The organism is Frankia nepalensis (assembly GCF_016786325.1).
In the GTDB taxonomy this organism is placed as follows: domain Bacteria; phylum Actinomycetota; class Actinomycetes; order Frankiales; family Frankiaceae; genus Pseudofrankia; species Pseudofrankia nepalensis.
The window spans coordinates 88,898-113,864 of record NZ_JADWYU010000099.1 but is presented as its reverse complement, the minus strand read 5'-3'; the positions used below and the strand labels follow the sequence as shown (position 1 = coordinate 113,864).

24 protein-coding genes and 1 pseudogene are annotated in these 24,967 nt (G+C 70.2%); 11 read left to right on the top strand and 14 right to left on the bottom strand.

The window, feature by feature from the left end:
- Positions 1–71: 71 nt before the first annotated feature.
- Genes I6A81_RS10655 through I6A81_RS10645 form a run of 3 tightly spaced genes read right to left on the bottom strand, consistent with a single transcriptional unit; the run spans position 72 to position 3,334 of the window.
- Entirely contained in the window at positions 72–1,265 is a 1,194-nt protein-coding gene (locus I6A81_RS10655; protein WP_203002664.1) for a DUF1214 domain-containing protein, read from the bottom strand.
- Between the two features lie 4 nt (positions 1,266–1,269).
- Entirely contained in the window at positions 1,270–2,412 is a 1,143-nt protein-coding gene (locus tag I6A81_RS10650; protein ID WP_203002665.1) for a sulfotransferase family protein, read from the bottom strand.
- Between the two features lie 4 nt (positions 2,413–2,416).
- Positions 2,417–3,334, bottom strand: coding sequence for an NAD-dependent epimerase/dehydratase family protein (locus I6A81_RS10645; protein ID WP_203002666.1), 918 nt, complete (start codon positions 3,332–3,334; stop codon positions 2,417–2,419).
- A 60-nt stretch (positions 3,335–3,394) separates the two neighbouring features.
- Here I6A81_RS10645 and I6A81_RS10640 point away from each other — a divergent pair, with 60 nt between their 5' ends.
- Together I6A81_RS10640 and I6A81_RS10635 are read left to right on the top strand one after the other, a co-directional pair.
- Positions 3,395–4,312 carry an acyl-CoA thioesterase gene (locus I6A81_RS10640; protein WP_203002667.1) on the top strand — a complete coding sequence of 306 codons (918 nt, stop codon included), beginning with the start codon at positions 3,395–3,397 and terminating at the stop codon, positions 4,310–4,312.
- A complete protein-coding gene (locus I6A81_RS10635) occupies positions 4,309–4,881 on the top strand; it encodes a VOC family protein (RefSeq protein WP_203002668.1) in 573 nt (190 codons plus the stop codon). Before I6A81_RS10640 ends, I6A81_RS10635 begins: the two co-directional genes overlap by 4 nt.
- A gap of 198 nt (positions 4,882–5,079) precedes the next feature.
- On the opposite strand, the gene I6A81_RS10630 is transcribed toward I6A81_RS10635, so the two are convergent.
- Both I6A81_RS10630 and I6A81_RS10625 read right to left on the bottom strand, forming a co-directional pair.
- Positions 5,080–5,706 carry a GntR family transcriptional regulator gene (locus I6A81_RS10630; RefSeq protein ID WP_307874575.1) on the bottom strand — a complete coding sequence of 209 codons (627 nt, stop codon included), beginning with the start codon at positions 5,704–5,706 and terminating at the stop codon, positions 5,080–5,082.
- A gap of 99 nt (positions 5,707–5,805) precedes the next feature.
- A complete protein-coding gene (locus tag I6A81_RS10625) occupies positions 5,806–6,039 on the bottom strand; it encodes a hypothetical protein (RefSeq protein WP_203002670.1) in 234 nt (77 codons plus the stop codon).
- Positions 6,040–6,466: 427 nt separating this feature from the next.
- On the opposite strand from I6A81_RS10625, the pseudogene I6A81_RS46490 reads away from it, so the two are divergent.
- The 3 genes and pseudogenes from I6A81_RS46490 to I6A81_RS10615 all read left to right on the top strand — a co-directional run.
- Positions 6,467–6,625 (top strand): annotated as a pseudogene (locus I6A81_RS46490) (AtuA-related protein); the annotation flags it as partial.
- Between the two features lie 6 nt (positions 6,626–6,631).
- Positions 6,632–8,152, top strand: a complete 1,521-nt coding sequence (locus I6A81_RS10620) for a carboxylesterase/lipase family protein (RefSeq protein WP_203002671.1) — start codon at positions 6,632–6,634, stop codon at positions 8,150–8,152.
- A gap of 317 nt (positions 8,153–8,469) precedes the next feature.
- Positions 8,470–9,651 carry a cytochrome P450 gene (locus I6A81_RS10615; RefSeq protein WP_203002672.1) on the top strand — a complete coding sequence of 394 codons (1,182 nt, stop codon included), beginning with the start codon at positions 8,470–8,472 and terminating at the stop codon, positions 9,649–9,651.
- Positions 9,652–9,714: 63 nt separating this feature from the next.
- On the opposite strand, the gene I6A81_RS10610 is transcribed toward I6A81_RS10615, so the two are convergent.
- Positions 9,715–10,497, bottom strand: coding sequence for a VOC family protein (locus tag I6A81_RS10610; RefSeq protein ID WP_203002673.1), 783 nt, complete (start codon positions 10,495–10,497; stop codon positions 9,715–9,717).
- Positions 10,498–10,527: 30 nt separating this feature from the next.
- The gene (locus I6A81_RS10605) at positions 10,528–10,980 is read right to left on the bottom strand and encodes a nuclear transport factor 2 family protein (protein ID WP_203002674.1); all 453 of its coding nucleotides are present in this window, start codon (positions 10,978–10,980) and stop codon (positions 10,528–10,530) included.
- Positions 10,981–11,274: 294 nt separating this feature from the next.
- On the opposite strand from I6A81_RS10605, the gene I6A81_RS10600 reads away from it, so the two are divergent.
- Together I6A81_RS10600 and I6A81_RS10595 are read left to right on the top strand one after the other, a co-directional pair.
- A complete protein-coding gene (locus I6A81_RS10600) occupies positions 11,275–11,469 on the top strand; it encodes a hypothetical protein (RefSeq protein ID WP_203002675.1) in 195 nt (64 codons plus the stop codon).
- A gap of 13 nt (positions 11,470–11,482) precedes the next feature.
- Positions 11,483–12,304 carry an SDR family NAD(P)-dependent oxidoreductase gene (locus I6A81_RS10595; protein ID WP_203002676.1) on the top strand — a complete coding sequence of 274 codons (822 nt, stop codon included), beginning with the start codon at positions 11,483–11,485 and terminating at the stop codon, positions 12,302–12,304.
- Here the strand turns inward: I6A81_RS10595 and I6A81_RS10590 are convergent.
- The 3 genes from I6A81_RS10590 to I6A81_RS10580 form a co-directional block, all read right to left on the bottom strand.
- On the bottom strand, positions 12,299–13,555 hold the full coding sequence (locus tag I6A81_RS10590; protein ID WP_203002677.1) for a sensor histidine kinase: 1,257 nt from the start codon (positions 13,553–13,555) through the stop codon (positions 12,299–12,301). The genes I6A81_RS10595 and I6A81_RS10590 overlap by 6 nt on opposite strands.
- Positions 13,552–14,208 carry a response regulator transcription factor gene (locus tag I6A81_RS10585; RefSeq protein WP_203002688.1) on the bottom strand — a complete coding sequence of 219 codons (657 nt, stop codon included), beginning with the start codon at positions 14,206–14,208 and terminating at the stop codon, positions 13,552–13,554. Before I6A81_RS10585 ends, I6A81_RS10590 begins: the two co-directional genes overlap by 4 nt.
- A 312-nt stretch (positions 14,209–14,520) precedes the next feature.
- A complete protein-coding gene (locus I6A81_RS10580; protein ID WP_203002678.1) occupies positions 14,521–15,504 on the bottom strand; it encodes a hypothetical protein in 984 nt (327 codons plus the stop codon).
- 598 nt (positions 15,505–16,102) lie between these two features.
- Here I6A81_RS10580 and I6A81_RS10575 point away from each other — a divergent pair.
- Positions 16,103–17,533 (top strand): aldehyde dehydrogenase family protein, encoded by a 1,431-nt coding sequence (locus I6A81_RS10575; RefSeq protein WP_238428956.1) that lies wholly within the window; start codon positions 16,103–16,105, stop codon positions 17,531–17,533.
- 150 nt (positions 17,534–17,683) lie between these two features.
- Positions 17,684–18,550: an SDR family NAD(P)-dependent oxidoreductase gene (locus tag I6A81_RS10570; protein ID WP_203002679.1), complete on the top strand. Its 867-nt coding sequence runs from the start codon at positions 17,684–17,686 to the stop codon at positions 18,548–18,550.
- Between the two features lie 615 nt (positions 18,551–19,165).
- On the opposite strand, the gene I6A81_RS43185 is transcribed toward I6A81_RS10570, so the two are convergent.
- The 4 genes from I6A81_RS43185 to I6A81_RS10555 all read right to left on the bottom strand — a co-directional run bounded on the left by I6A81_RS43185 (position 19,166) and on the right by I6A81_RS10555 (position 21,972).
- Positions 19,166–19,561: an LLM class flavin-dependent oxidoreductase gene (locus I6A81_RS43185; RefSeq protein WP_307874574.1), complete on the bottom strand. Its 396-nt coding sequence runs from the start codon at positions 19,559–19,561 to the stop codon at positions 19,166–19,168.
- Positions 19,554–19,784, bottom strand: coding sequence for an LLM class flavin-dependent oxidoreductase (locus I6A81_RS43180; protein WP_238428958.1), 231 nt, complete (start codon positions 19,782–19,784; stop codon positions 19,554–19,556). The genes I6A81_RS43185 and I6A81_RS43180 overlap by 8 nt, the downstream gene beginning before the upstream one ends.
- A 117-nt stretch (positions 19,785–19,901) precedes the next feature.
- Entirely contained in the window at positions 19,902–20,876 is a 975-nt protein-coding gene (locus tag I6A81_RS10560) for a zinc-binding dehydrogenase (RefSeq protein WP_203002680.1), read from the bottom strand.
- 190 nt (positions 20,877–21,066) lie between these two features.
- Positions 21,067–21,972: an SMP-30/gluconolactonase/LRE family protein gene (locus I6A81_RS10555; RefSeq protein ID WP_203002681.1), complete on the bottom strand. Its 906-nt coding sequence runs from the start codon at positions 21,970–21,972 to the stop codon at positions 21,067–21,069.
- A 378-nt stretch (positions 21,973–22,350) separates the two neighbouring features.
- Between I6A81_RS10555 and I6A81_RS10550 the strand changes: the two genes are divergently transcribed.
- Both I6A81_RS10550 and I6A81_RS10545 read left to right on the top strand, forming a co-directional pair.
- Positions 22,351–23,544: an amidohydrolase family protein gene (locus I6A81_RS10550; protein ID WP_203002682.1), complete on the top strand. Its 1,194-nt coding sequence runs from the start codon at positions 22,351–22,353 to the stop codon at positions 23,542–23,544.
- 214 nt (positions 23,545–23,758) lie between these two features.
- Positions 23,759–24,934 (top strand): acyl-CoA dehydrogenase family protein, encoded by a 1,176-nt coding sequence (locus tag I6A81_RS10545; protein WP_203002683.1) that lies wholly within the window; start codon positions 23,759–23,761, stop codon positions 24,932–24,934.
- The last annotated feature ends 33 nt before the right edge of the window (positions 24,935–24,967 follow it).

Genomic DNA, 24,967 nt, shown 5'->3' with positions numbered 1-24,967 from the left:
ACTCCCTCGGCGTCGACCCCGCTCGATGCTCCTGTCCCCCAGCGGCCAGCGGTGGATCTGTACGGCAGCGTTCACCAGACCCGCCGGAGCTGCGCGCCCTCGCGCCGGATCCGTAGCTGCCGGGCCCGTTCGGCCGGGGTGACGAGCGTGGTGTCGGCGGGTAGGTGCTTGAGGACGTCGGCGACGGGCACCTTGGTCACTGTGGCGTCGGGGTACTCGTTGGCCCGGTAGAAGCGGGCCTGGAGAATCCCCCACGGGAAGTCGGCCTTGTCGAGCCAGTTGTGCACGCCGGGGTCTTGTGTGGAGACGACACCTCGGAACCAGCCGTCGCTGTCGACGCGGGCCTGGACGTCGTTGAGGCTGGACTGGCGGTTGACCCAGTCGACGGTGGAGAAGCGGTCGTCGGCGACGAGGATCTGCCAGTAGTGGCACTCGGTCGGGACGGGGAATTCGACGATGAGGGCTTCGTCGTCGGCGATCTGGTGGATGCCGTCGTAGTAGGCCTGTTTCGCCAGACCGCCGGCGTTCTCGATCCACTGAGAGCGTAGTAGGACGTTGATGCCGTGGTGTTCCCGGTAGTAGCGGACGAGCTGCATGTCGAACTGGATCATTCCGTCGATCCAGGCCGGCATGTCGGAGAAGCGTCGGGCGATGTCGGCTGGGGTCATGTCCTCGCCGGGGTCGTCGAGGCGGTTGATGGCCACCCGGGCGTCGACCTCGTTCGTCCAGTCGCAGGCGCACTTGCGCATGAGCAGCTTGCGGGCGCGGGGGTCGAGGTGCCACCAGTCGCCGTCGTGGCCGTCAGGGCGTTCGGCGGCGAGGATCACCCGGAAGGAGCCGTCCTCGCCGATCGTGAGCTCGTCGAGGTCATTGGTCAGCCTCAGCGGCGGCCCCTCCCGGCGCTCGAAGTGCTTCGGGCTGGTCATCTCCGATTCCTGCTGCGTGATCTCGACGAACCGGGTCGTACCGCGGAAGCCGGAGATCTCGTAGACGCCGGCCGAGTCGACCTCGGTCGTGAGGTACACGTAGTCGGGGTTGGGCCCGCCCTGGTTGCAGGCGTAGTTCCACAGCGGCATGAACACCGGCCGACGGGCGTCGGTGTAGACCCGGCACAGGTAGCCGCAGGCGAGGATCGACAGGGCGAGCTTGTTCATGTCCTGCGTCTCGGCCTCGGTCGCGCCATCCGGCCGCCACGCTTCGATGAGGTTCTCGGCCACGCCTTCGAGCGCCCGGATCTGGTCGGTCCACGTGGGGAGCGCGGTCATCGCCTCAGCCTTCCAACGTCACGTCGAAGTGTCGGATGTAGAAGTCGTAGTCGGATCGGATCTGGGCGGCGCTCAGCCCGAACTGCTCCGCGGTGTAGCGGTGCGCGCCGGCGGCGCCCATCCGGTTGGCCTGCTGCCAGTCGAGGATCGTCTGCTCGACCGCCGGCGTGAGGTCGAAGCCGAGCCAGGCGTAGATCCGCTGGATGGTGCCCTTCGGGTCGGAGACGAGGTCGCGGTGGTGGACGTCGAGGAACCGGTCCTCGCCGATCCGCCTCCGGGCCTCGATGGCGTGCTCCATGCCAACGCGCAGGTGGTCGCAGATCTCCCGGCCGAGCCCATGCAGGTCGCGCTCGCCGTCGGCCGGCGGCATGATCGACGACACGAGGCTCGTGTACGAGGGGACGACCTTGGCCGGGTCGCGGTGGGTCATGACGAAGCGGATGTCGGGATACGCCGCCGCCAGCCCGTCGAGGTGGAACTTGTGGTGCGGTGCCTTGAACAGCCACAGGTCCGGCGGACGCCGCGACCCGAGCAGCTTCACCACGCGGCGGTGGTACTGGTAGGTCGAGGTCAGGTCGGCCTCCCGCCACCAGTCGCGGTAGCCGGGCGTCGGCAGCATCATCTGCTGGCCGTGGAAGGCCATCCCGAGCAGGTCGGTGTCCTCCATCGTCGCGTCGACCTCGACGATGTGCATCGCGCGGTGGTCCGGCGACCGGCGTTCTTGGGCGGCGATGAACTCGAGCCGCCTGGGGTCGTCGGCCTCGTTGCCGCGCGTCGGCGGCGGAACCGGTCTGCCCTGCTCCCAGCCGCGCAGGCAGCGGAACTGCGGGTCGAGCGACAGCATGTCGGCCAGAGCCGTCGTGCCCGTGCGGGGCAGGCCGTGGATGTCGACAGGCCCACGCACGGAGACGTCGTCGACCTCGGGATGCTCGGCGTACCACGCCTCGACCTGAAGGCGGTTGACGAGGCGCCGGCGGAAGTCACCGAGCACGGCCGCGTCGGCGTCCGGGCTCAGGTCGCCGTCGTGCTCCAGGCTCTCGAGCAGCACCGCGAGCCCGTCGCGAAAGTCGCCGGGGCCGAAGTCCGACAGCCCGGTCTGCTCGGCGGCCTCGCCGAGCAGCTGGTCGACGGCGGGATAGCGTGCCATCGCCTCAGCCCACCTTCACGCGGTCGGGATACAGGTGCGCGGCCATGCGCCGCAAGCCGTCACGCCAGCTCACCCGGCAGGGGCCGGTGAGGGCGGACCGCGCGCTGTGGTCACCGACGGAGCCGAGCGACGCGCCGGGGACAGGGTCGACGACCACGGCGGCGTCGACGCCGAGCAGCTCGCCGAAGTACGCGGACCACTGCTGCACGGTCACCGGCTCGTCGCCCGCCCAGTTCACGATCCTCGCCGGCACGCCGGCGGCGTCGAGGAGCGGCTCGAGCTGGGCGTCGATGTCGTCGTAGTGGATCGGGCTGTACGGCAGGGGGTCCCAGCGGGCCACCACCGGCTGGCCGGCGGCCACGGCGTGCAGGTGGTACGCGGGAAGGCCGCCGCGGTCGCCGTAGGCACTGCCCATCCGGGCGATGGTGACGGGAAGGTCGAACGCCCGGGCACAGTAGCGGGCCACCGCCTCCTCGGCGATCTTGCCGATGGAGTAAGGCTTCGGTTCGGGCAGACCGGCGTCGCCCAGGGGGTCGTCCTCCCGGAAGGCATGCCACGGGTCGGGGTGCGGCTTGTAGACGGTCAGCGTCGACATCACCAGCGCCGCCTTCGCCGCGCGGCAGTGCGCCAGCAGGAAGCCCGTGCCCTCGCCGTTGACCCGCAGGGCGCGCTCGTAGTCGTTCCCGAAGTCCGCGGCGATGTGTAACAGATAGGTGAAGTCGGCCGGCAGGTCGCCGAAGTCGCCGTCGCCGATGTCCAGGGCGCGGGTCGTCACCCCCAGCGCCTCGACCTCGGCACGCGCCGCGGGGTCGCTGAACCGCGAGACGCCCCACACCTCGTTGTCGGCCGCCAGCGTCCGGGCGAGCCCGAAGGCGATGCGGCCCGCCGGCCCGGTGATGAGGATCTTCTCGCCGCTCAGCATCCCGCGCCCCTCGCCTCAAGGATCTCTGATCTTTGATCAATGATGCAATAGGCTAGCCGCATGCACCCGCCCGCGCATCCCCTCGAAGCAGCGCAGCTCGACGCGCTCGACGCCGTCCTCGGGGCCCTCAGACCGGAGCGGATCGCCGGCGATCGTTTCCGAATGCCGTCCGACGCCGTCCGCGCGCCCGGGCGGGTCTACGGCGGCCAGCTCCTCGCACAGGCACTCGTCGCCGCTGGCAGCTCGGTGACCGGAAAGGCCCCGCACTCCCTGCACGCCGCCTTCGTCCGGGCAGGAACGCCCGGCCGCCCGCTGGACCTGGCGGTCGACCGCGTCCGTGACGGACGCTCGATGTCCACCCGGCAGGTCACCGTGCTCGAAGAGGGCAAGCCACTGCTCGTCGCCACCGTCTCGTTCCACGGCGGCGGCGCCGAGTCCGGCGCGACCGCCCCTGCCTCCGCCCCTCCGGCACCACCACCGGATGACGTGCCGCTCCTGCAGCAGTGGGCTCGTGAACTCCCAGCCGACCAGCAACAGCACGGACGTCACTGGATCGAGCAGCCTCCTCCAGTCGAGATACGTATTGGCGAGGCGCCCTCGTTCCTCGGTGGGCCGCGGGCGCGCACATCCGCGAGCGCGCCCAGGTCGCACTGGATGCGCCTCCCGCGCGGGGTAGGCGATGACCCGTTGCTGCACACGGCGCTTCTCGCCTACGCCAGCGACTTCCTCCTGATGGACGTGGTCTTCCGGGCCCACCCGGCAGCGGCGGGGCCGGGCAGGTCGAACGGCCTGAGCCTGGATCACGCCATCTGGTTTCACCGGCCGGCACGGTTCGACCGGTGGCACCTGCACACCCAGGAAGCCCTCGCCGTCGTCGGCAACCGGGGCCTCGTGCGCGGGGCGATCCACGACACCGGCGGCCGTCTCGTCGCCACCGTCATGCAGGAGGTACTTGTGCTCCCGGTGAGCGCGTCATGAGCCCGATCGAGCACCGCCTGTTCCAGCAGCCGTGGCCCGACGGCGAGTACCGGTTCTTCCAGCTGGGCTTCCTCGTCGACGACGTGCTCGCCGCGGCGGCCAGGTGGGCCCGGGTCTTCGGCGTCGGCCCGTTTCACGTCATGCCCGTCATCGAGCAGCGCTCGACCTACCGCGGCACGCCGGCCGCGATCACGATGCGGGTCGCCGTCGCACAGGCCGGCCCGGTACAGATCGAGCTGATCCAACAGCTCTGCGACCGCCCCAGCGTGTACCGCGAGTGGAGCCGCGGCGGGACCTGCGCGTTCCATCAGCTGGCCACGGTGACACCCGACTACGACGGGACGAAGGCCGGTTACGAGGAGCTGGGCTACCCGACCGTCGCCGAAAGCCTGTCCGGCAGGTTCCGCGTCGCCTTCGTCGACACGGTCGCGGACTTCGGGTTCTACACGGAGGTCGTCGAGAGCACGCCCGGGTTCCTGGCCAACCTCGGCAGGATGGCCCAGGCGTCCGCGGCCTGGGACGGCACCGACCCCCTTCGCCTGCTCGGCCCCGACGGAAGGGCGCGGTGATCTCGCGCCCCAGCGGGTCAAGCTCGCGGTCGGCCTGATGCGGATCGGTCGCCGCTGGACAGTCGGGCGGCACGCAACGGGATCCTGTGGACGCCGCTCGAGGCCGCGGCCCGACCTGTCAGTTCGAGGCTGTCGCCTACGCCGCGATGGCCATGACAGCCTTGGATCGAGATATGTATGGCCGGAACGGATTTACGATCAAGCCTCATCGCTGAGCACGCCGCGTCGCTCGAGCTCCTCCACGACGCGGCGGCCAGCGTCGCGGAAGTCGTCGACCCGGTAGCGGGCCGCCTTCTCCCCGTCGCCGGCGGCGATGGCGCGCACGACGCGGGCGTGCGCGTCGACGGTGTCGGCATGGCTGCGGTTGCTGCTGATGCGGAACACCAGCGGCAGGTACCCGGTGAAGGCGCGCAACTCGGCGCGGAGGCGGCGCGAACCACCGGCACGGTGCTCGGTGGTGAGGATCGTGCGCACCAGCTCGACCACACGGTCCCGATCGTTCGGCGGCCCGGCCCGAAGCTCGTCGACCAGGCCTTCGAGCCGGGTGATCACCTCACGGTCCTGCTCCTCGGCCAACCGCCGGACGGCAACCCCGCTGAGCAGACCGATGATCTCAAAATCGTCGATGATCGACTTGGCGTCGAACGGCTCGACGAAGACCCCTCGGTGATACGTCGAGGTGACGATGCCGTCCCGCTCCAACATCACGATGGCTTCGCGAACCGGGAGACGGCTCACGTCGAGGTCCTCGCACACCTCGCCAAGGTCGATCCGATCGCCCGACCTGAAGCGCCCCTCGAAGATCTGCTCCAGGATGTAGTCCACAACGGCAGCGCTCGTCTTGTTTCGAGGGACAGGACGGGGCGCCACAGCGGGTGATCCTTATCGGGACCGGTGATCGTACCGAGCACAGAGCTTCTTGGCTCAAACGACGCTATCACGGATCTTGAGATCGGCATGGCCGGCCTCGGACGCCTGGACACCCTCGCCGGGAGACGGTGTGGTCGGGTAGCGGAGGGGATCGCTCCCCAGCTCAGCCGTCACGATCACCGCCAGCTCGCCACGGCGTGTGCCGCGGAGCGCGGCCAGCCGATGATCATCGCACCGGGTGGAGGCCGTGCGGTCCGCAGCGAGTAGCGCGTCGAGATCGACGTCCACGCCACCCGCTGGCCGCGCCGCGCCGAGAGGCCCAAAAGGCGCAACTACACGATTTCGCCGGCCAGGGCACCTTTCCGCCAAGTTGCACCTAACAGGGCCACCGCGTCACGTCTCGACGGCACTGGCCCCGCGGGAGCTGAGGAAGGCCTTGACCTCGGCGCGGTTGTCCACAGCCCTAGGTTAGGCGGGACCCGTCCGGGGAGGGATGCCCTGCCAGTACACCTTCTAGTAGGGGCTTCTTCGCGTCGCCGACGCCCGGTTGCATGGTGTTCGCCGCTGCGGCTGGGGCACGGGAACACCCCCGACCGGCCAACCTCAGCCGCCGATCCGAACAGCCCGATCAGACGCATCGACCGCACGTCAACGCCCGAAACCGAGTTCTGGCACGGTACAGGGTCAATGCTGGCCGCCTCGGCCTCGCACATACGTCGACCGCTACGAGCTGCCCCGGCTGCACGCGCTGAAGTTCGTCCTCCACCACGCACTCGGCGGCGGCGTCACCCGTGGCCTCAACCTGGACGCGCACGGCAAGACCCTGGCCTCGTCACTCCTGGAGATGGACCTACCCGACCGCGCGGAGGCGTGATCGAACATGACCGATCCCTACCTGGTCGACACGCCCGCGGGCACGCTGCGCGGCACCCCGTTGCCCGACGGCGGGGCGTTGTTCGCCGGCATCCCGTTCGCCGCTCCGCCGCTCGGGCCACGGCGACTGCGCCCGACGCGGCCACCGCGCCCATGGCCGGGCATCCGGGACGCCACCCACTTCCGCGCCGCGCCCCCGCAGCGCGCGCCCGCCCTGATGGGCGCGGATTCGGCCGCCGCCTCGTCCCCGTTCGGTGGCGGGGCCCTGTCGATGACGGTCGACAGCGCCGAGGACTGCCTCTATCTCAACGTCTGGACCCCGGATCCCACCGGTCACCTCCCGGTGATCGTCTGGTTCTACGGCGGGGGTTTCGACGTGGGCTCCGCCGCCCCGCCCATGACCGACGGCGCGGCCCTGGCCCGCCTGACCGGCACGGTGGTCGTCGCGGCCAACTACCGGCTGGGCGCGCTCGGCTTCCTCCACCTGGCCGATCTCGGCGGCCCCGGCTGGGAGGGCAGCAGCAACCTCGGCCTGCAGGACCAGGCCGCCGCGCTGCGATGGGTCCGCGACACCATCGGCGCCTTTGGCGGCGACCCCGGCAACATCACCGCCGCCGGAGAGTCCGCCGGGGCGTTCTCCGTCGGCGCGCTGCTCACGATGCCCGCCGCCGCGGGCACCTTTCACAAGGCGATCCTGAGCAGCGGGAGCGCCGCGCGGATCTTCGACGCCGACACCGGCACGGCGATCGCCACCGACCTGTTGACCGCGCTCGACCTCCGCGAGGTCGACGACCTCCTCGACGTGCCGGTCGAACGGATCCTGGAGACGCAGAGCACGGTCATCGACAGTGACATCGGCCGCCGCAACCTGCCCGGCGGACGCTCGTGGGGCGCCGTGCACGACGGCGCCGTGCTGCCCCGGCGTCCCGAACAGGCGATCGCCGACGGCGTCGCCACCGGCATCGGCCTGCTCATCGGAGCCAACCGCGACGAGGTCCGGCTCTTCCAGGTCATGCAGAAGGCCGCCTTCATCCCCGCCGACGAGGCCGCCCTGCTCGCCGAGATCCGCCAGGCCGGTGTCACCGTCCCCGAACGGCTTCTTGCCGGCTACCGGCGCCGAGCCCCGGACGCCGGCCTGGCCGATCTTCGCGCCAGTTTCCTGACCGACGCCGTCTACCGGCTGCCCGCCAGCAGGCTGGCCGCGGCCCAGGCCGCCGCCGGGGGCCGGGCCCACGCCTACCTGTTCGCCGCGGAACCCTTCGGAGCTGAACTCGGCGCCTTCCACGCCGCCGACCTCCTGACGCTGTTCGACTCGCTCGAACGCCTCGGGGCCGCCACACCACACCTCCTCGAGATCCGGGACGACCTGACCGGCGCGTGGGCGCGCTTCGCCGCCACCGGTGATCCGGGCTGGCCGCCATACGAACCAACCGCCCGCCCCAACACCCGGCAGTTCGGCGGCAACGCGGACATGGTGACCGAACCCCCGGACGACGACGCGACCGCCGCGTGGACACAGCCAGCCTGAGCCAGCCATCCCAGGGAGTTGGCCGTGCTCGTTGCGCCACCCGGAACCGCCAGCACGTCCGCCGGCCCACCGCGAGACGCGGCGTGAACGGCCGTCTGACGAGGTGACACGAAACCCGGCCAGCCCCGGCTGGCCGGGCCAGCCCAGCCGCCTGGAGCCGATGCACACCAATTGCGACGCGCCATCAGGCACGATAGCGTCTGCTATGTGGTTGATGCCATACCGGACTCGGTGCCCGCCGAGCTCATGGGGAGGGCGGGCTCGCCGTGAGCCCGGCCCCGGCGCCGGCGCCGGCGCGCACCGAAGCGGAGGACTAGATGATCGAGTTCAACCCGTACAGTCCGGCGACCTACGCGGATCCGTACCCGGTCTACGCACGGATGCGGGAGGAGGCGCCGGTCTACCGCAACGAGGAACTGCGGTTCTGGGCGCTGACGCGGCACGCCGACGTACTGGCCGCGCACAACGACTGGGGCACCTACTCCAGCACCGGCGGGGTCACGATCGAGGGCACCGAGAAGGACTTCGCGATGCTCATCGTGAAGGACCCGCCGTCGCACCGCTGGCACCGCAAAATCATCAGCAAGGTGTTCACGCCCCGGCGGATCATGGAACTGGAGCCGTTCATCCGCGAACGGACGCGGGAACTGCTCGACGCCCAGCGCGACCGCGACGAGTTCGACCTGGTCGGCGACTTCTCCATCAAGCTGCCGCTCGACGTGATCAGCGAGCTGCTCGGTATCCCCGCCGAGCACCGGTCCACGGTGTCCGACCTCTCCGACCGACTCGCCGCGCGCGGTCCCGACGCCGACCCGGAGGACGTGGCGCTCGCCGGGGCCGGACTGCTGGAGCTGTACCTGCAGCTGGTGGCCGAACGGCGGGCGAACCCGCGGGACGACATCATTAGCATGATCATGAGCACCGAGGTCACCGACGACGAGGACGGCGGCACCCGCCGCATGGAGGACGACGAAATCGCCTTCCGGTTCCTCGAGATGGGTTTCGCCGGCCATGAGACGGTCGCCAAGGGCATCCCGAACGGGATCATGGCGATGACCCGGTTCCCGGACCAGGCCGCGCTGCTGCGCGCCGATCCTGGTCTGGTGACCAAGGCGGTCGAGGAGACGCTGCGCTTCGACCCGCCGTCACATCTGCAGGGCCGCCAGACCACCAAGGACGTCACCCTGCACGACGTGACCATCCCGGCCGGCGACCGGGTCATGCTGGTGACGGGCTCGGCGCTGCGTGACGAACGTGTCTATGAGAGCCCGGACGTGTTCGACATGCGCCGTGCCGAGCACCTGTCCACCCTGTTCTTCGGTTTCGGCATTCACCGCTGCCTCGGCGCCCATCTCGCCCGCGTGGAGATCAAGGTGGCGTTCGAGGAGATCTTTCGGCGCTACGCCGACTTCCAGGTCGACATCGACCGCGCCGTGCGGCACGTCTCGACGAACGTCCGCGGCGTCGCCCATCTGCCGTTCGCTGGCCGTGCGGCGTAGCCATGACCAGCGTGCCCACCAGCAACGGATTCATCTGGGGCTGACCGGCGGCGGGCGGCCGGGTCAGCCCAGTCGCTGGACGATTTCGATGAGATAGCCGTCGCGGTCGGTGAAGAACGCGACGACAACGGGCCAGCGCTCGAGCCGGGTCGGCTCGGTGACGGGCTTTCCACCCGCGGCCAGAGCGGCCTCGTACAGGCCCGCGCAGTCGTCGGTGTGCACGTACAGCTTCCACACGCCGGCGCCGTGGGCGATCGGCCCGCCGTTCTTCTGCTGAGCGAGCTGCACCGAGCCACCCCGGCCCGGCGTCTCGACGATCGCCTCCAGCGCCTCCGAGACATCCGTGCGGCTCGTGCAGGTGAGCCCGAGCTTCTCGTAGAACGCCACGGACGCGTCGAGGTCGGCCACGTTGACGCAGTACTGACCGAGCCACGGCGCGTCCGCCGGCGCGTCCGCCGGCCACGGATGACGCTCGACGAACTCGACGAGCCGACCGTCCGGATCCCGGACGAAGGCGACCGAGACGGGCCAGCGGTCGTACCGCGCCGGCTCGGCGACGACCTCCGCGCCGGCCGTCACCGCGTTCTTGAACGTCGCCGCGATGTCCGGCGTGTTCACGTACAACTTCCACAGCGCGTCGCCGAGGTCGACCGGTCCCTGCTGGTTCTTCTGCTGGGCGATCTGGAACTTCCCGCCGGCGCTCGGGTTCTCCACGATCGCCTCATGGGCGTCCGGGATCTCCGTTTGGCTGGTGTTCCGCAGGCCGAGCGCGGTCCACCAGGCGACCGACCGCTCCAGGTCGGCGACATTGAGACAGTACTGCCCGATCCAGGCCGTCACGGTCACGTCCTATCTTCCTGTCTTCCTGACTTCTCGTCAGCGGGTGGCGCCGAGAACCTCGTAGCTGGGATCGGTGCGGTCGCGGCGACCTGCCACGGCGAAGCCGCCAGCCTCGATGGTCCGCGTCTCGTCCATCTCGTGGAGGTAACGCCGGTGCGCTATCCGCCAGACGTCGTCCCGCCGCGCCCACCGGTCGACGTAGCGGCCGTAGCTGAGGATGTCGACGAAGCCCCCGCCGGGGTTCTCCGCGCGCAGGCGCGCGGTCACGTAGCATTCGCTGGCCGCGGTGTCGCCGTCGACGGCGATCGAGATGCTGCCGATCTGGTGTGTGTGCGTCAGGAATCCGCGGTGCGCTTCGCACACGAAGTCAATGAACTCGAAGCCGGTGCCCTGGAACATGTCCCCGTAGTCGGCTACGGCGTCCGGATGGAAGACGGACCGGCCGAGTTCCGGGTCGATCCGGTCGACGCCCCGGCAGTACGCCGCCAAGGTCTCAGTGATCTACCGCATGCTCCTTTTGCTCGCGCCTGGATCTCCGTGCGCACCGGGGGCGCGGGTGGCGTATCGCCCATCGGCGGCGTGGCCGTCAAGGCCTCGACGCGGCCGCGCACTGCGCCGGGAGGCGCCAAGCCTAGCCTGAATATTGAATACTTTCTACAAAATGCCACGAGGGCAGCGCCGGGAGGACGAGAGGGCCTTCGGGTCGAGGCTGGGCAGGGGTGCCTGGCAGACGCCGGAGACCTCGACCCTGGCGCGCCCAGCATCCCACCTTGATCAAGGTGGGTGCAACATAGCAGCTACTACTATCGTGCCTCGCCGCAACTGGAGCATCAGGGCGTCACCGCCCAGGTCAGCGGCGCGCAGCCGCTGACCTGGTACGGCGCCCTGGACGCGGTCGCGTCCGACCGGCTCGACCCGCTGCCCAGCGAAGCCCCACGACGGTCCCCCTCATCGCGGTCGACGTCTCGGTCGATCTGACAGGAGCCAGCTCATGACATTCGCCGACCGTTACGGACCGTGGGGGCTGGTGGCGGGCGCCTCCGACGGCGTCGGAGCGGCGTTCGCCGAGGCGCTCGCCGAACGCGGCGTCAACGTCGCGCTGCTCGCCCGGCGACAGGCCCTCCTCGACGAGGTCGCCGCCGGCATCGGTGCCCGCAGCGGCGTCCAGACCCGCGCCATCGCCGTGGACCTCGCCGCCCCGAGCGCGGCGGCTACGATCGCCGCCGCCACCGCGGAACTGGAGATCGGCTTCCTGGTCTACTGCGCGGGCGCCGACCCGAACTTCGAGCACTTCCTCGTCAACCCGATCGAGACCGCCGAGGCAATGGTGCAGCGCAACTGCACCGTACCGATGCAGCTATGCCACCACTACACACAGGAAATGGTCGCGCGCGGCCGCGGCGGCGTCGTCCTGCTCGGCTCCGCCGCAGGTTTCGCCGGCGCCCCGAACATGGTGGCGTACGCCGCCACGAAGTCCTTCGGCATGGTCTTCGCCGAGGCGCTGTGGACCGAGTTGCACGACAAGGGCGTCGACGTCCTGGGCCTGATCCTCGGCAAGACCGACACCCCGACCCTGCGCCGGCTGGAACACGCCCGCGGCCGACTCCCCGCGCTCGACACCCCGCCGGCCGACGCCGACGCCGTCAGCGACGTCATCTCCGAAGCCTTCGACAATCTCTCCAACGGGCCCACCTGGGTCGTGGGCGAGAAGCTGCGCGAGGCCGTCTCGATGATGGGCTCCCTGCCCCGGAACGACCTGGTCCGGTTCATGGCGCAGGCCAGCGCCGACGCGATGGCCGGCAACGGCTCATAGCCCAATGCCGGAAGGGCGTCGAGTTCGCCGTCCTTCGCCATCGACCGGCAGTGCCACGGCGCCAGGTCGCCCGGTCGCGGCGTGGAGGAGTTCGGATGCCTGGGTGGGGATCTGGACGTGGGCCGTGACTTCGCCGGGTCGGCGGCTCCAGTGGATGGTGCCGCCGTGCGCCTGGATGACCGCGTTGACGATGGACAGGCCGATTCCTGGTCGGCCAGGGGCGGGAGTCGTGTCGTTGGCCGGGTCGGCGACCGAGTTGGAGACGCGCAGGTGCGCGGCCTGGTCGCCGTCGCCCGGCGCGACGGTGACGTTCACCCAGCCGTCCCGCCGGTTGTGTCGTGCGCTGTTGTCGATCAGGTTGCGTACCAGGCTCTCCAGCAGCGCGCGGTCGCACTCCACCTCCACGGTCCGCAGGTCCACGTCGACCTGGAGCCGCGCGAACGACGGCCCCTCGACGACACGGCCGAGTACGTTGCCGACCAGTTCGTCGAGCGGGAATCTCGAGGTCTCCAGGTCGCGCAGGTCGGTGCGGGAGAGAATGAGGAGCTGGGACACGAGGCGCTCGCCCCGGTCGACGGCGTCGCGGACGGTCCGCAGCCGCTTTTGCGTCTCGGCATCGGACGTGTCGTCGATCAGCATCCCGATCTCGGCGCGGGTGGTGGCCAACGGGGTGCGCAGCTCGTGAGCGACCTGGGCGGCGTAGCGACGCTGGGCGTCGAAGGACGCGGAGATGCGGTCGAGCATGGAGTCGAACGTGTCCGCCAGCTCCTTCACCTCGTCGTTCGGGCCGCCGATCGCCACTCGCTCCCCGAGGTTCGAAGCGGAAACCGAGCGGGCGCGGGCGGTTACCTTCCGGATGGGCCGCAGGATGCTCCCTGACAACCCCCATGCGGCGGCGAGCGCGCCGACGAGAAACACAAGGATCCCGATCAACGACCACCGGCGCGCTTCCGCGAGGGCGTCGGTGAGCGGCTGCTGCTGCAGCGCTCGCCTCGCGCCGTTGACCGTCTGGCCGTTCGGTAGGGGCTTGTCATCGAACTTCGAACTGAACAGGTCCTCCGGATGTGCCTGGAGGTGTCGGGCCACCGCGTCACGCGAGATGCCCAGCCTGGCGAAAAGGTCGCCCTGGAACGAGCTCTGCGATTGGAATGGCACGTTTCTGAGCACGATCGCGTTGACCATGAGCGTGAATGAACCGGCGGCCATCAGGCTGACGGCGAGGATTACCGTGATACGGGTGCGGATCTTCATACCAGGCGATACCCCACGGACGGTACGGTCACGATGACGGGTGGGTCCCCGAGCTTGCGCCGGAGGGTGAGAACAGTGACGCGGACCGCGTTACTGAACGGGTCGAGCCGGTCGTCCCACACGCTTTCCATCAGCTGTTCCGCGCTGAGAACCGCGCCGTCGGCGAGCATGAACGTCTCGAGTAGGGCGAACTCGCGGTTCGTCAGCCCGAGTTCCCGGTCACCACGCCGAGCGATCCTGCGCGCCGCATCGAGGCAGATGTCGTCCCACCGCAGCACCGGGGACGACACGCGGTGGCTGCGCCGGCCGAGCGCCCGAAGCCGCGCGACCAACTCGCGCATGTCGAACGGCTTGGGGAGGTAGTCGTCCGCGCCGAGCATCAGGCCCTCGACTCGTTTCGAGACGTCGGCCGACGCGGTGAGCATCAGGATGCGGGCGGCCCGCCCGCCGTCCACGATCTGCTCACACACGGCGTCTCCGCGGATACCAGGCAGGTTGCGGTCAAGGACGACGATCTCGTAGTCGACGGTTCCGATCTTGTCGAGCGCCGTCTCGCCGTCGTGCACCACGTCCACGGCGAACCGTTCGCGGCGCAGCCCGCGGGCGACCGCGTCGGCCAGCGGCTCGTCATCCTCCACGAGCAGCACGCGCATGATCTTCTCCTCCTCCTGGTCAGCACCCCACATCCACGCACACCGGTACGTAGCGCTGTCAGGCGGAACATCCTTCACTACCTCGTCGAAGGGTCGAAAGGAACGCGGCAGGGCGGCGACGCCGTGTAGACCGCCTCGCGAACCCGGGCTCGGTGCCGGTGTCGTCGCGGGCGGCCACGAAAACACCGACCCGAGGCGATCGGCCAGCGGGACGCCACCGCGACCGCCACAGGCGGCCGCGCGCGATCGAGATCCCGCGATGGCCACCTTGCTGGCCGGCGTCCGGCCAGCAAGAACGGCCTCCGCCCATAGTCAGTTCTCGGAATCCGCGGCTGGCTCGCTCGCCTCGAATCCGGCCTCGTCAGTGGCGTCGTCATTCCGGAACGCGGCCGCGGCCTGGGCAAGCGCCTGGCCGTACCGGGTAGCGCCCGGCGAATCGACCGGGCAGGCCGTCATCGCCGGGACGGCGACCGGGCAGAAGTGCGTGCCGTCCGGCCCGCGGACGACGACGGTGCCGTCGGGCCCACACCGCTCTCCCAGGCGGCACGGTAGCCGCTCGGCCCAACGGCCGGCGTCGGTCACCGCGAGCCCGGCGCGGAAGACCTCGATCCTCCCAGGTGCCTCTCCGGTGGCGCCGCCAGCGGGAGCACGCGCCGTCAGGCGCGCCAAGACCGTGGCTACCACCGATCTCCAGATCTGTTCGAGGTCGGTAGTACCGTCGGCCGCGACCGGCTGATCCCACCGCGGCGGCGCGACGGCGAACACGACATCGACACCGGCGGCAGCCAATCGGTCAGCCGCGACCGAAGCGTCACGCGAGTACGCGTCCACCATGTCGCGTCCCTGCATGCAGGACGACAGGACGTTGCCGGAGAACGCCAGTACTGCCGTCGTCGGTGCCCAGTCACGGAGTTGGCCGTCGATGTCGGTGAGCCAGTCGCAGATGGCGGTGCCGCCGAAGGTCCGGACCAGGACGTCGGCGCCGTTGGCCTGGAGCGCCTCGGTGAAAGGGCCAGCCGCTTCCGCGGCCATCGAGTCGCCCCAGAGCACCACCCGCTGACGGCCGGATTCCCGGCCGTCACCCGACTGCCAGCCCAATCCGGCGGTCGCGCCCGGCAGGTGGGCGAGGTCGAGGCCTACCAGGCGACAGCCGACGACCACCGCGAACGCGCCGGCGGCGAGAGCGAGAAACCGCGGTGGACGCCGGTCAGCCGCCCGCGGCTGGCCAAGCGTGCCGGTGGTCGGCCTCCCGGCCGCCGGCGTGCTCGGCCGGCTGGTCGAGTCCAGGTGGCTCATCGCCGCTTCGCGCCCGAGCCGACGGAGTCATCGTCCGCCGGGGCCACGCCGGGGCCAGCCACGAGCCGTCGAGACGCCCACCATTGAAGGTCCCGGCCTGGACGCCGCCTGAGACTGCGACCGCGACGGCGAGCCACGAGTTCCCTTCAAATACGCTGGTCACGGCCCCGGGCGGAACCAGGCGAAAGCGTAGCGATGGGCCCGTTAGCGGACCGTTAGCTGAAAATCGCCGCCATGAGGTCGCGAGGCCGCGCACCAGGCAGGTCGGCTCGATGCAGGCCACCACCCCGCCGGGCCAGCGCGCCATTCCCTCGGGCCGCCGGGCGCGGCTACATGGGCCGAGTCCGTGGCCCGCTCCGGTGGCCGAGACTGTCGCCGAGCCGGCCGGAGCTCGTCGGATCGACCCGGTTGGCAGGTCGTCCACGAGCCCTGGCGGGTAGACCGTTCGCGCCGGACGGCGCAGCCGCGCCGTGGTCGGGGCTCGAAGGTTCTCGATCTCGCGAGGGCTCGAGCGACCATCCGGGCAGTTGCATCACTACATAGCGGCAACTATCGTGCGCATGGTCACAGGGACAGGAGCGCGCGATGCGCAGGACCAATGGATGAGGCGAACCTCCTGATGGGCGTGCAGGCAACGGTGAGTGAGCTCGGCCAACTGATCAACGGCACGCTGGTGACGAGTGGTCAGTCCATACCGGTGGTCAACCCCTCCAGCGGCGAGGAGTTCGCGCGCTGCCCGGCGGCTACGGTCGAGATGGTGGACACCGCGATGGCGGCGGCGGCCGCGGCCCTCCCGGCCTGGTCGGCCCGGCCGGAGGCAGAACGTCGAGCGGTGATCAAGGCGATGGCCGACGCGATCGGGGCGAACTACGCGACGATCGAGGAGATCACCGCGCTCGAGAAGGGTGCCTCGTCCATCGCGCTCGAGGCGTTGGCCGCGCCGTGGTTCGGCAACCACATCGCCGAGCAGGAACTGCGAGTCGACATCATCGAGGACTCCGCCGAGCGCACCGTCAAGGTGGTTCGTGCCCCCTTCGGCGTCGTCGCGGCGATCATCCCATGGAACGCGCCGATCCTCATTCTCGCCGAGAAGGTCTTCAGCGCCCTGCTGGTCGGGAACACGATCGTCGCGAAGCCCTCCCCGTTCACGCCGCTGGCGACGCTGTTCGTAGCGAAGATCTGGAAGGACCTCGTTCCCCCGGGCGTGGTCAACATCCTGGCCGGCGACGACGAGGTCGGAAAGGCGATGGTCGCGCACCCGACCACGCGGTTGATCAGCTTTACGGGCAGCATCGCGGCGGGGCGCGCGATCGCCGCCGCCGCCGCGCCGGGCCTGAAGAACGTGCTGCTCGAACTGGGCGGCAACGACGCCGCGATCGTGCTCGACGACGTGGACCCGAAGAAGGTCGCGCAACGGATCTTCGATTCCGCGTTCACCGGCCACGGCCAGGTCTGTGCCGCGATCAAGCGGGTGTACGCCCACGAGTCGGTCTACCAGGGACTCGTCGACGAGCTCGCGGTGATCGCCCATGAACGGGCCGCGACGATGATTCCGGTCACGACCAAGCCCCAGTTCGACCGCGTCAGCGAACTCGTCACCGATGCCCTCGATCACGGCGGGAAGGCTGTCGCCGGCGGCGCCCCGGCGGAGGGGTCCGGCTACTTCTACCCCCCGACGATCATGACAGGTGTGGGCCCCGGGGTGCGGGTCGTGGACGAGGAGCAGTTCGGGCCGGTCCTGCCGGTCATCCCGTTCAGCGACGTCGAGTGGGCCATCGAGCAGGCCAACGCGACCGAGTACGGACTGTGCGGTTCCGTCTGGACCTCCGACATCGCCCACGGTGAGCAGATCGCCGCGCGCCTCGAGTGCGGCACCGCGTGGGTGAACCAGCACACCGAGATCGATCCCAAAATCCCGTTCGGGGGCGTGAAGTCCAGCGGCATCGGCCGGAACAACGGCCAGGTCGGCCTGGACGCCTACGCCGAGCTCAAGACCGTCATCGTCTACAAGGACCGAGAGCGGGTCTGACCGGTCGGTCATCCGCATCGGCGGGTGAGAAGGCCCCTCCCGACGCACCAGCCGCGGCGGCCAGCACGGATCCCGCGCCGCCGGTGAAAGGCCGCCGCCGCCGAGCCGCGAGCGGCTGGGTCGTCATCACAGACTGGAATGGAGACAAGCGTGCAGGACCTCGAAGGCAAGGTTGCCGTCATTACCGGGAGCGGTGGGCCGCACGGCATCGGCCGGGCCACGGCCAGGGCCTTCGCCGGGCAGGGGTGCAAGGTCGTGCTGTCCGACATCGACGCCACGGCGCTGGCGGACGCCGTCGAGGAGCTGCGCGCTCTAGGTCACGACGTGCTCGGCGTGCCGACCAACGTCGCGGACTTCGACTCGGTCAGGCAGCTGGCCGACGCCGCCTACGAGCGGTACGGGCAGGTCGACATCCTGTACCTCAACGCCGGCGTCGCCGGAGGCGGCGGCCTGTTCGACGACGAGACCTCCGACTGGCGCCGCGTCTACGACATCAACCTCTTCGGGATCCTGCACGGCATCAAGGCCTTCGCGCCGCGAATGATCGCCCAGGGAACTCCCGGCCACATCCTGGCCGCGTCGTCCGGATCCGGAGCCGTCGGCGTCATGTACCAGACGCCGGCCTACTCGACCTCCAAGCAGGCTGTCTGCACGCTGATGGAGTGCCTGCACGGCCAGCTCCGCGACAAGCAGTCGCTGATCAAGGCCCATGTCGCGCTCCCTCCCCTGACGAAGACGAACCTGGCGGGCGACCGCGACATCATGACCTTCGTGCAGCAGGGCCTCGAGGCAGGCGGCGTGGCGGTCGTGCTCGCGGAACCGGAGGAGGTCGCGACGACGATTCTGGAGACCGTCCGCAGCGGGAACTTCTGGGCCCACCACGACCACGAGGCCGACAAGCGGCTCTATGACGGCCGGTTCGCCGCCGACATCGACTGGCAGGACGAGATGATTCGCCGGCGGGCGACGGCCATCATCGACCGGTCCGACCCCGATCCCTACCTGTGGGGAATGTGACGTAGCAAGGCTGGCACGGTGACACCCGGCTTCGCCCGCCCCGTGCGACGGGCTGGGCGGGTCGGAGCGGCACCAACTCGCACGACAGGATCCACAGGGCGCGTAACGGAGGGGCACGGCATTTCGACGGCGCCGTGCCGCTCCTGCCCACATCCCCCCTGGGTCGCCATGGGCATCCGACCAGGGTGGCGACTTCCGACCGTCATGTTCGCGGCGCAGAGAACGGGCGTCTCCTCGATCGGGCGGGCCCGAGGCCGAGAATCTCGCTGAAATATGCGACGGCCGCCGGGATGTCAGCGGGCCCGACGATCGATTCCGCCCGGTTGAATCCTAGAATCCCCCACGTCATTCTCCTGGCAGTTTGGCGTGTTCGTCTTCACCCGACTGAGCCGCACACCATGACCGTGCGCGAGCGCCGCTCGGATACCACGGCGACCGAGACGCGTGCGCGGCATTCGTACACCTCCAGGTTCACCGGCAGACAATGCGAGCGACGCTCGCAGGAGAGGCAGAATCATGCGCCCATCTTCGAAGGGCCGATTACTCGCTGGCGGGCTTCTCGAGTGAAGGCCTGCTCGGCAGAGCCCACTCCTGCCGAACCCCCGATGAGGGCCGCTACTTCGTGGCGGCGAGGAGCTCGGCCCACAGGGACGGCTCGGCGTCGTAGCCGCTGTAGAACGTGATGCGCTCGTAGACCTGGCCGACCTTGGCGACCAGCTTGGGCCCGACCTCGGCCGGGGTGCCGACGACCGAGAACTCGTGCAGCATCTCGTCAGTGATCACATCGGCCATGTCGTCCCAGCGCCCCTGCTTGGACAGCCTGTTGAGCTCGTCCTGCGCCTCGCCCCAGCCATGCATCTCGAGCACCTGACGGTAGGCGGGCGTGGAGCCGTAGAACGCGATCCGCGCCTTCGTCCCGCGGATCGCGCTCGCCAACTCCTCCTCCGTGCGGCCGATGGTGACGAAGGACGGGCCGTTGATGACGAAGCCGTCGAGGCTGTCCTTACCCACCTTGGCCGGCGTTGGCGAGCGTCATCGGTGACCGGCCGAACGCGACGGTGATGGCGGTCCCGACGGTGAGAGTCTCGGTCGCCATGACCGCCTGCAGGCACTGCAGGAAGGGGTCGTGCTTGGTCTCGGAGGTCCAGGCGCCCGCATAGCCGGTGCTCTCCATGTCCGCGGCCTCCGACTGTGTCCCCTCAATATCGACGGACAGGCTGGCGTCGATCTTCATTGGTCTCCTTTGGTAAGCCGTGCGTCCCGAGCTCGTTCACCGAACGCACCTACGCCGGCCGACCGCGGCGTCGTGGCAGTCCGCGACCGCCCGGCTCCTCATGGGGCAGCGATTCCCCTAGACGGTCAGCACGAGCTTGCCGTAGGCGTCACCCCGGGCAAGCCGCTCGAAGGAGGTACGGGCAGCGGCGAGTGGGCGGATTTCGTCGATGACGGGCCGGATGCCGGTGCGGTCGAGGAAGGCCACCAGGTCGACGAGCTCTTCGCGGGTTCCCATCGTGGAGCCGACCACCGAAAGCTGAAGAAAGAAGATGCGCGTCAACTCGGCCGGCGGACCGTCACCACTGGTGGCACCCGAGCAGACGATCCGCCCGCCGGGGCGCAGCGACCCCACCGAGTGCCGCCAGGTAGCCGCGCCGACGGTCTCGATCACCGCGTCCACCCGGCGGGGCAGCCGGGCCCCGGTCTCGAGGGCCACGTCGGCGCCCAGATCGAGCGCGCGCTTGCGCTTGCCCTCGTCCCGCGAGGTGACGAACACCGTGTGCCCGGCGGCCTTCGCGAGGAGGATCGCCGCGGTCGCCAGGCCCCCGCCCGCCCCCTGGACGAGCAGGGTGCCGCCGCCGTCCGCGGGCAGCCCAGCCCGGTTGATCACCATCCGGTAGGCGGTCAGCCAGGCGGTGGGCAGACAGGCCGCCTCCTCCCAGGTGAGCGACGCGGGCTTGGGCACCAGGTTCCGAGCCGGCACGGCGACCCGCTCGGCCAGCGTGCCGGGATGCAGCTCGGAAAGCAGGGTCCGCTTCGGGTCGAGCGTCTCGTCGCCACCCGCGACGGCCGGGTCGCCGATGACCGCGTGGACGATCACTTCCCGCCCGTCCTCGGTCACGCCGGCGGCGTCGCAGCCAAGGATCATCGGCAGCCGTTCCGCGGGCAGGCCGACCCCTCGAAGGCTGAAGAGGTCGTGGTGGTTCAGTGCCGCGGCGCGGACCGAGACCGTCATCCAGCCATCGGGGACGGGCCGTTCCGGCTGTTCTCCGACCGCCAGGCCGGCGAGCGGATCGTCAGGGTGCGTGGCGACGGCGGCGGCAGCAAGCATGGCCCGCAAGCTATGGCCGTTCCGGTCTCGGACGCCACAGACAATATAGCAAACACTATGTGGCAATAACCACAGCGGCCTGGTCACCGTCGGCCCGACTGCCAGCGGGAGGCGGCCGCGGGCCGCCACAGGCAGGCGGAACTGCCGCGAAACGGCGTCACACCGCCGGGCAGCCGCCCCGGGCGGCCGCTCAGGGCGAACCCGCCGCGGGCACGTCAATGCGCGCGGTCTCGATGCGGCCCTCGGCCAGGGCTCCGGAGACGGTCTGGCTGGCCGCGGCCGGTGGGGCGGTCGCGAGGAACAGCGTGCGCCCGTCCGCGCCGCCGAGTGCGCACGAGTAGACCGGGGCCCCCGTCACCACCCGGTCGACCACCGACGCAGGTTGTCCGGCCCGTGGCGCCGCCACGCGCAGGCACTCGGTCGCTCCGGCGTTCGCGACCCAGACGGCTCCCTCCGCGTCCAGGCAGATGCCGTCGGGGCGCGCGTCGAGCGTCGCCCATACTCGCCGCCCGAACAGGTCACCGGTCTCGGATCGGTCGAAGGCGGTCAGCCGTCGGCCGAACGTCTCGGCGACGATCAGGGTCCCGCCATCCGTGGTGATCACGCAGCCGTTGGGAAAACGCAGCCCGTCCGCGGCCACACGCACCGATCCGTCCGGATCGACCCTGGCGAGAATCGACGTGGGGGCCTCGCCGCCCATCAACGCGGCGCCCCCGAACCGCGCGGCGAAGGCCCGCGGGTCGAAGCCGAAGTCGCCGACATAGGCCCGCCCCTCCTCGTCGACCACCATGTCGTTGAGCCGGTAGCCCGGGAGGTCGGCGAGGCTCGCGTGCACCGCCGTCCCGCCGGTGGCCGTGTCGACGCGCAGCAGTTGGCGGTTCGTCATCGACACGACGAGCAGGTCACCATCCGCGAGCCACCCGAGGCCGGACGCGCCGCCGGGAACCTCGACGACGGGTTCGGCCATGCCGTCGTCGGCCACTGTCCACACGGTGCCGGTGGTCTGGTCGGAGACCCAGAGGCGGTCGTCATGCCAGCGCAGGCCCTCCGGAAAGGTGAACCCGTCGCGTAACACCGTGGCTGCGCGGCTACCCATCGCGTTGTTCCCTCCATTTGACGACAACCTCCGGCGCCACCGGTTCGCCGGCGCTCCGTGCGTCCCTGGTCAACTCCGGCGACGAGGGTGCCCTCTTCGAAGTTGAAACACCAGAAGTACGTGGACCGGCCCACCCCGAGCCTTGGCGTCACTGTCCTCGACACGAGCCAGGCCCACGGCATACGAGCGACTCCGCCGTGGCACGGCGAGCGCGGTGTAGGCACGCGCTTCCCGCGGTCGGCCAGCCCGCCAGCCGTGCTCGCCACCTCGGATTGACACGTGGCCACCGACCATAGCGAGTGCGATCTTTACTCACTATGTTACGCCTGTTACAGTGCCGCTGGTCGATAGCGGCTCAACAGGCTCCTGGAGGGTGTTGTGGAACGCGAAGCGCCGACGGCCGGCGAACCAGTGGTGATCGTGTCGGCGGACTGTCACGCCGGTGCGCCGACGCTCGGATACCGGGACTATCTCGCCAGCGAGTGGCATGACGATTTCGACCGGTGGGCGCGCGAGTTCGTCAATCCGTGGCGTGACCTCGACGAGGTGTACGCGGACCGGAACTGGGACAGCGCCAAACGGTTACGCCACCTGGAGGAGGACAGCATCGCCGCGGAGGTCATCTTCCCGAACACCGCGCCGCCGTTCTGCCCGCAGACCAGCCTCGTCGCCGGCCCGCCGTCGGCCGCGGACTACCAGCGCCGGTGGGCGGGCCTGCAGGCGCACAACCGCTGGCTGGCCGAGTTCTGCCGCGAGGTGCCAGGCCGGCGGGCCGGGATCGCGCAGGTCCTCTTCAACGACCCGGACGCGGCGGTCAGAGAGATCACGTGGGCCCGGGAGAACGGGCTGACCGGCGGGATCCTGCTGCCGTCGATCCCGCCGGGCGCGCCGATCCCGCCGATCTGGGACGACAGCTACGACCGGATCTGGGCCGCCTGCGCCGACCTCGACGTCCCGGTCAACCACCATGGCGGCAGCGGGTCACCGGACTACGGCGGCCACCCTGGCATGGCCCGCCTCGTCTACCTGCAGGAGTTCACCTTCTACTCGCACCGCAACCTCTGGCTGCTCATCTGGGCCGGCATCTTCGAGCGGCACCCCACGCTGCGCTACGTCGTCACCGAGCAGAGCTTCGACGGCGTGCTCAACGACGCCGCGACCCACGACGGCCTGCACGCGGTCCTCAGCGGCGCGGCCGAGCACAGTTCCGCGGGCGCCATGCGGGAACTCGTCGGACCGGACTTCATCCGGTCGCTGCGCCGCCGGCCGAGCGACTACCTGCGGCAGAACATCTGGTACGGCGTGAGCTTCATGGGCGCCGCCGAGGCGGGCCGCCGCCACGAGGCCGGCGTCGGCCGCATGATGTGGGGCAGCGACTACCCCCACACGGAAAGCACCTGGCCGGAGAGCAGGAAGTCCATCGCCGCCGCGGTCGCGGGCGTCCCGGCCACCGAGGCACGGCAGATCCTCGGCCTGAACGCGATCGACTTCTACGGCTTCGACGCGGACCTGCTGGCCGCCACAGCCGCCCGGATCGGACCATCACCCGCCGAGGTCCTTGCCACCGCCTGACCATCTACAGCCTGGAGGTCCAGGCAACCGGCCCGACGAGGCGCGGGCGGGCCGCGGTGGCGACGCGCTCCTCCGTATCGGAGACTCGACGCCCGCCGGCACTCACCTCGACGCTCAATTGTCTCAGCAACATAGCGAATGCTACGTTCCATTCACCCCGGATCCCAGAACGACTTCGAATGATCCGAACCACTGCGAGTGAGGAGCGCGCGACGTGCGGCGAGAACTCTTCGGGCCCGACCACGAGGCCCTGCGGCAGACCGCCCGCACCTTCGTCGAACGCGAGGTGATCCCGCACCAGGACGCCTGGCTGGAGAAGGGGCTCGTGGACCGGTCGGCCTGGCTCGCGGCCGGCGCCCAGGGGCTGCTCGGCATCGCCGCGCCCGCCGAGTACGGCGGCGCCGGCGAGGAGGACTACCGGTACCGGATGGTCCTCATCGAGGAGCTGGCCCGGGTCGGCGCGGCGTCCTTCAACGCCGGCACGTCCGCGCAGGACGATCTGGTCGTTCCCTACCTGCGAGACCTGGGCACGCCCGAGCAGAAGGCGAGCTGGCTGCCACGGCTGTGTGCTGGCGAGGCGATCGGCGCGCTCGCCATGACCGAGCCGGACGCGGGCAGCGACCTGCAGGGCATCCGCACCAGCGCGGTCCGCGACGGCGACGGCTGGCGGCTGTCCGGCGGCAAGACGTTCATCACCAACGGCATCCTGGCGGACGTCGTCATCGTGTTCGCCCGCACCGACCCCGACGCCGGCTCCCGCGGGTTCAGCCTCTTCCTGGTCGAAAGCGCCGCGCCCGGCTTCCGGCACGGCCGCAAGCTCGAGAAGCTCGGCCTACGCGGCAACGACACCGCCGAACTGTTCTTCGACGACATCGCGCTACCCGCGACCGCCCTGCTCGGCACCGAGGGCCGAGGACTGATCCACCTGATGGAACGGCTGCCGCTGGAGCGGCTGTCGATCGCCGCCACGTCCTACGCCTTCGCCCGCGCCGCGTACACCTGGACCGTCGACTACTGCTTCGGGCGCCGCGCCTTCGGCAAGCCGATCGGCGACTTCCAGAACACCCGGTTCACCCTCGCCGAGCTCGCCACCGAACTGGACGTCGCGGAGATCTACCTGGACCGCGCCATCCTCGCCCTGGGCGACGGGTCCCTGTCGGCGGTCGACGCGGCCAAGGCCAAGTGGTGGCTGACCGACCTGCAGAACCGGGTCGTCGACCGGTGCGTGCAGCTCCACGGCGGCTACGGATTCATGTGGGAGTACCCCATCACCCGCGCCTACGCCGACGCCCGCATCCAGCCGATCTTCGGCGGCACCAACGAGATCATGAAAGAGATCATCGGCCGCGACATCGCCCGGCAGGCCACCGCCGGCGGCAGGAACGTCTGAGTCAGACTCCGGGCGGCGGGCGGCGGCGAGCCG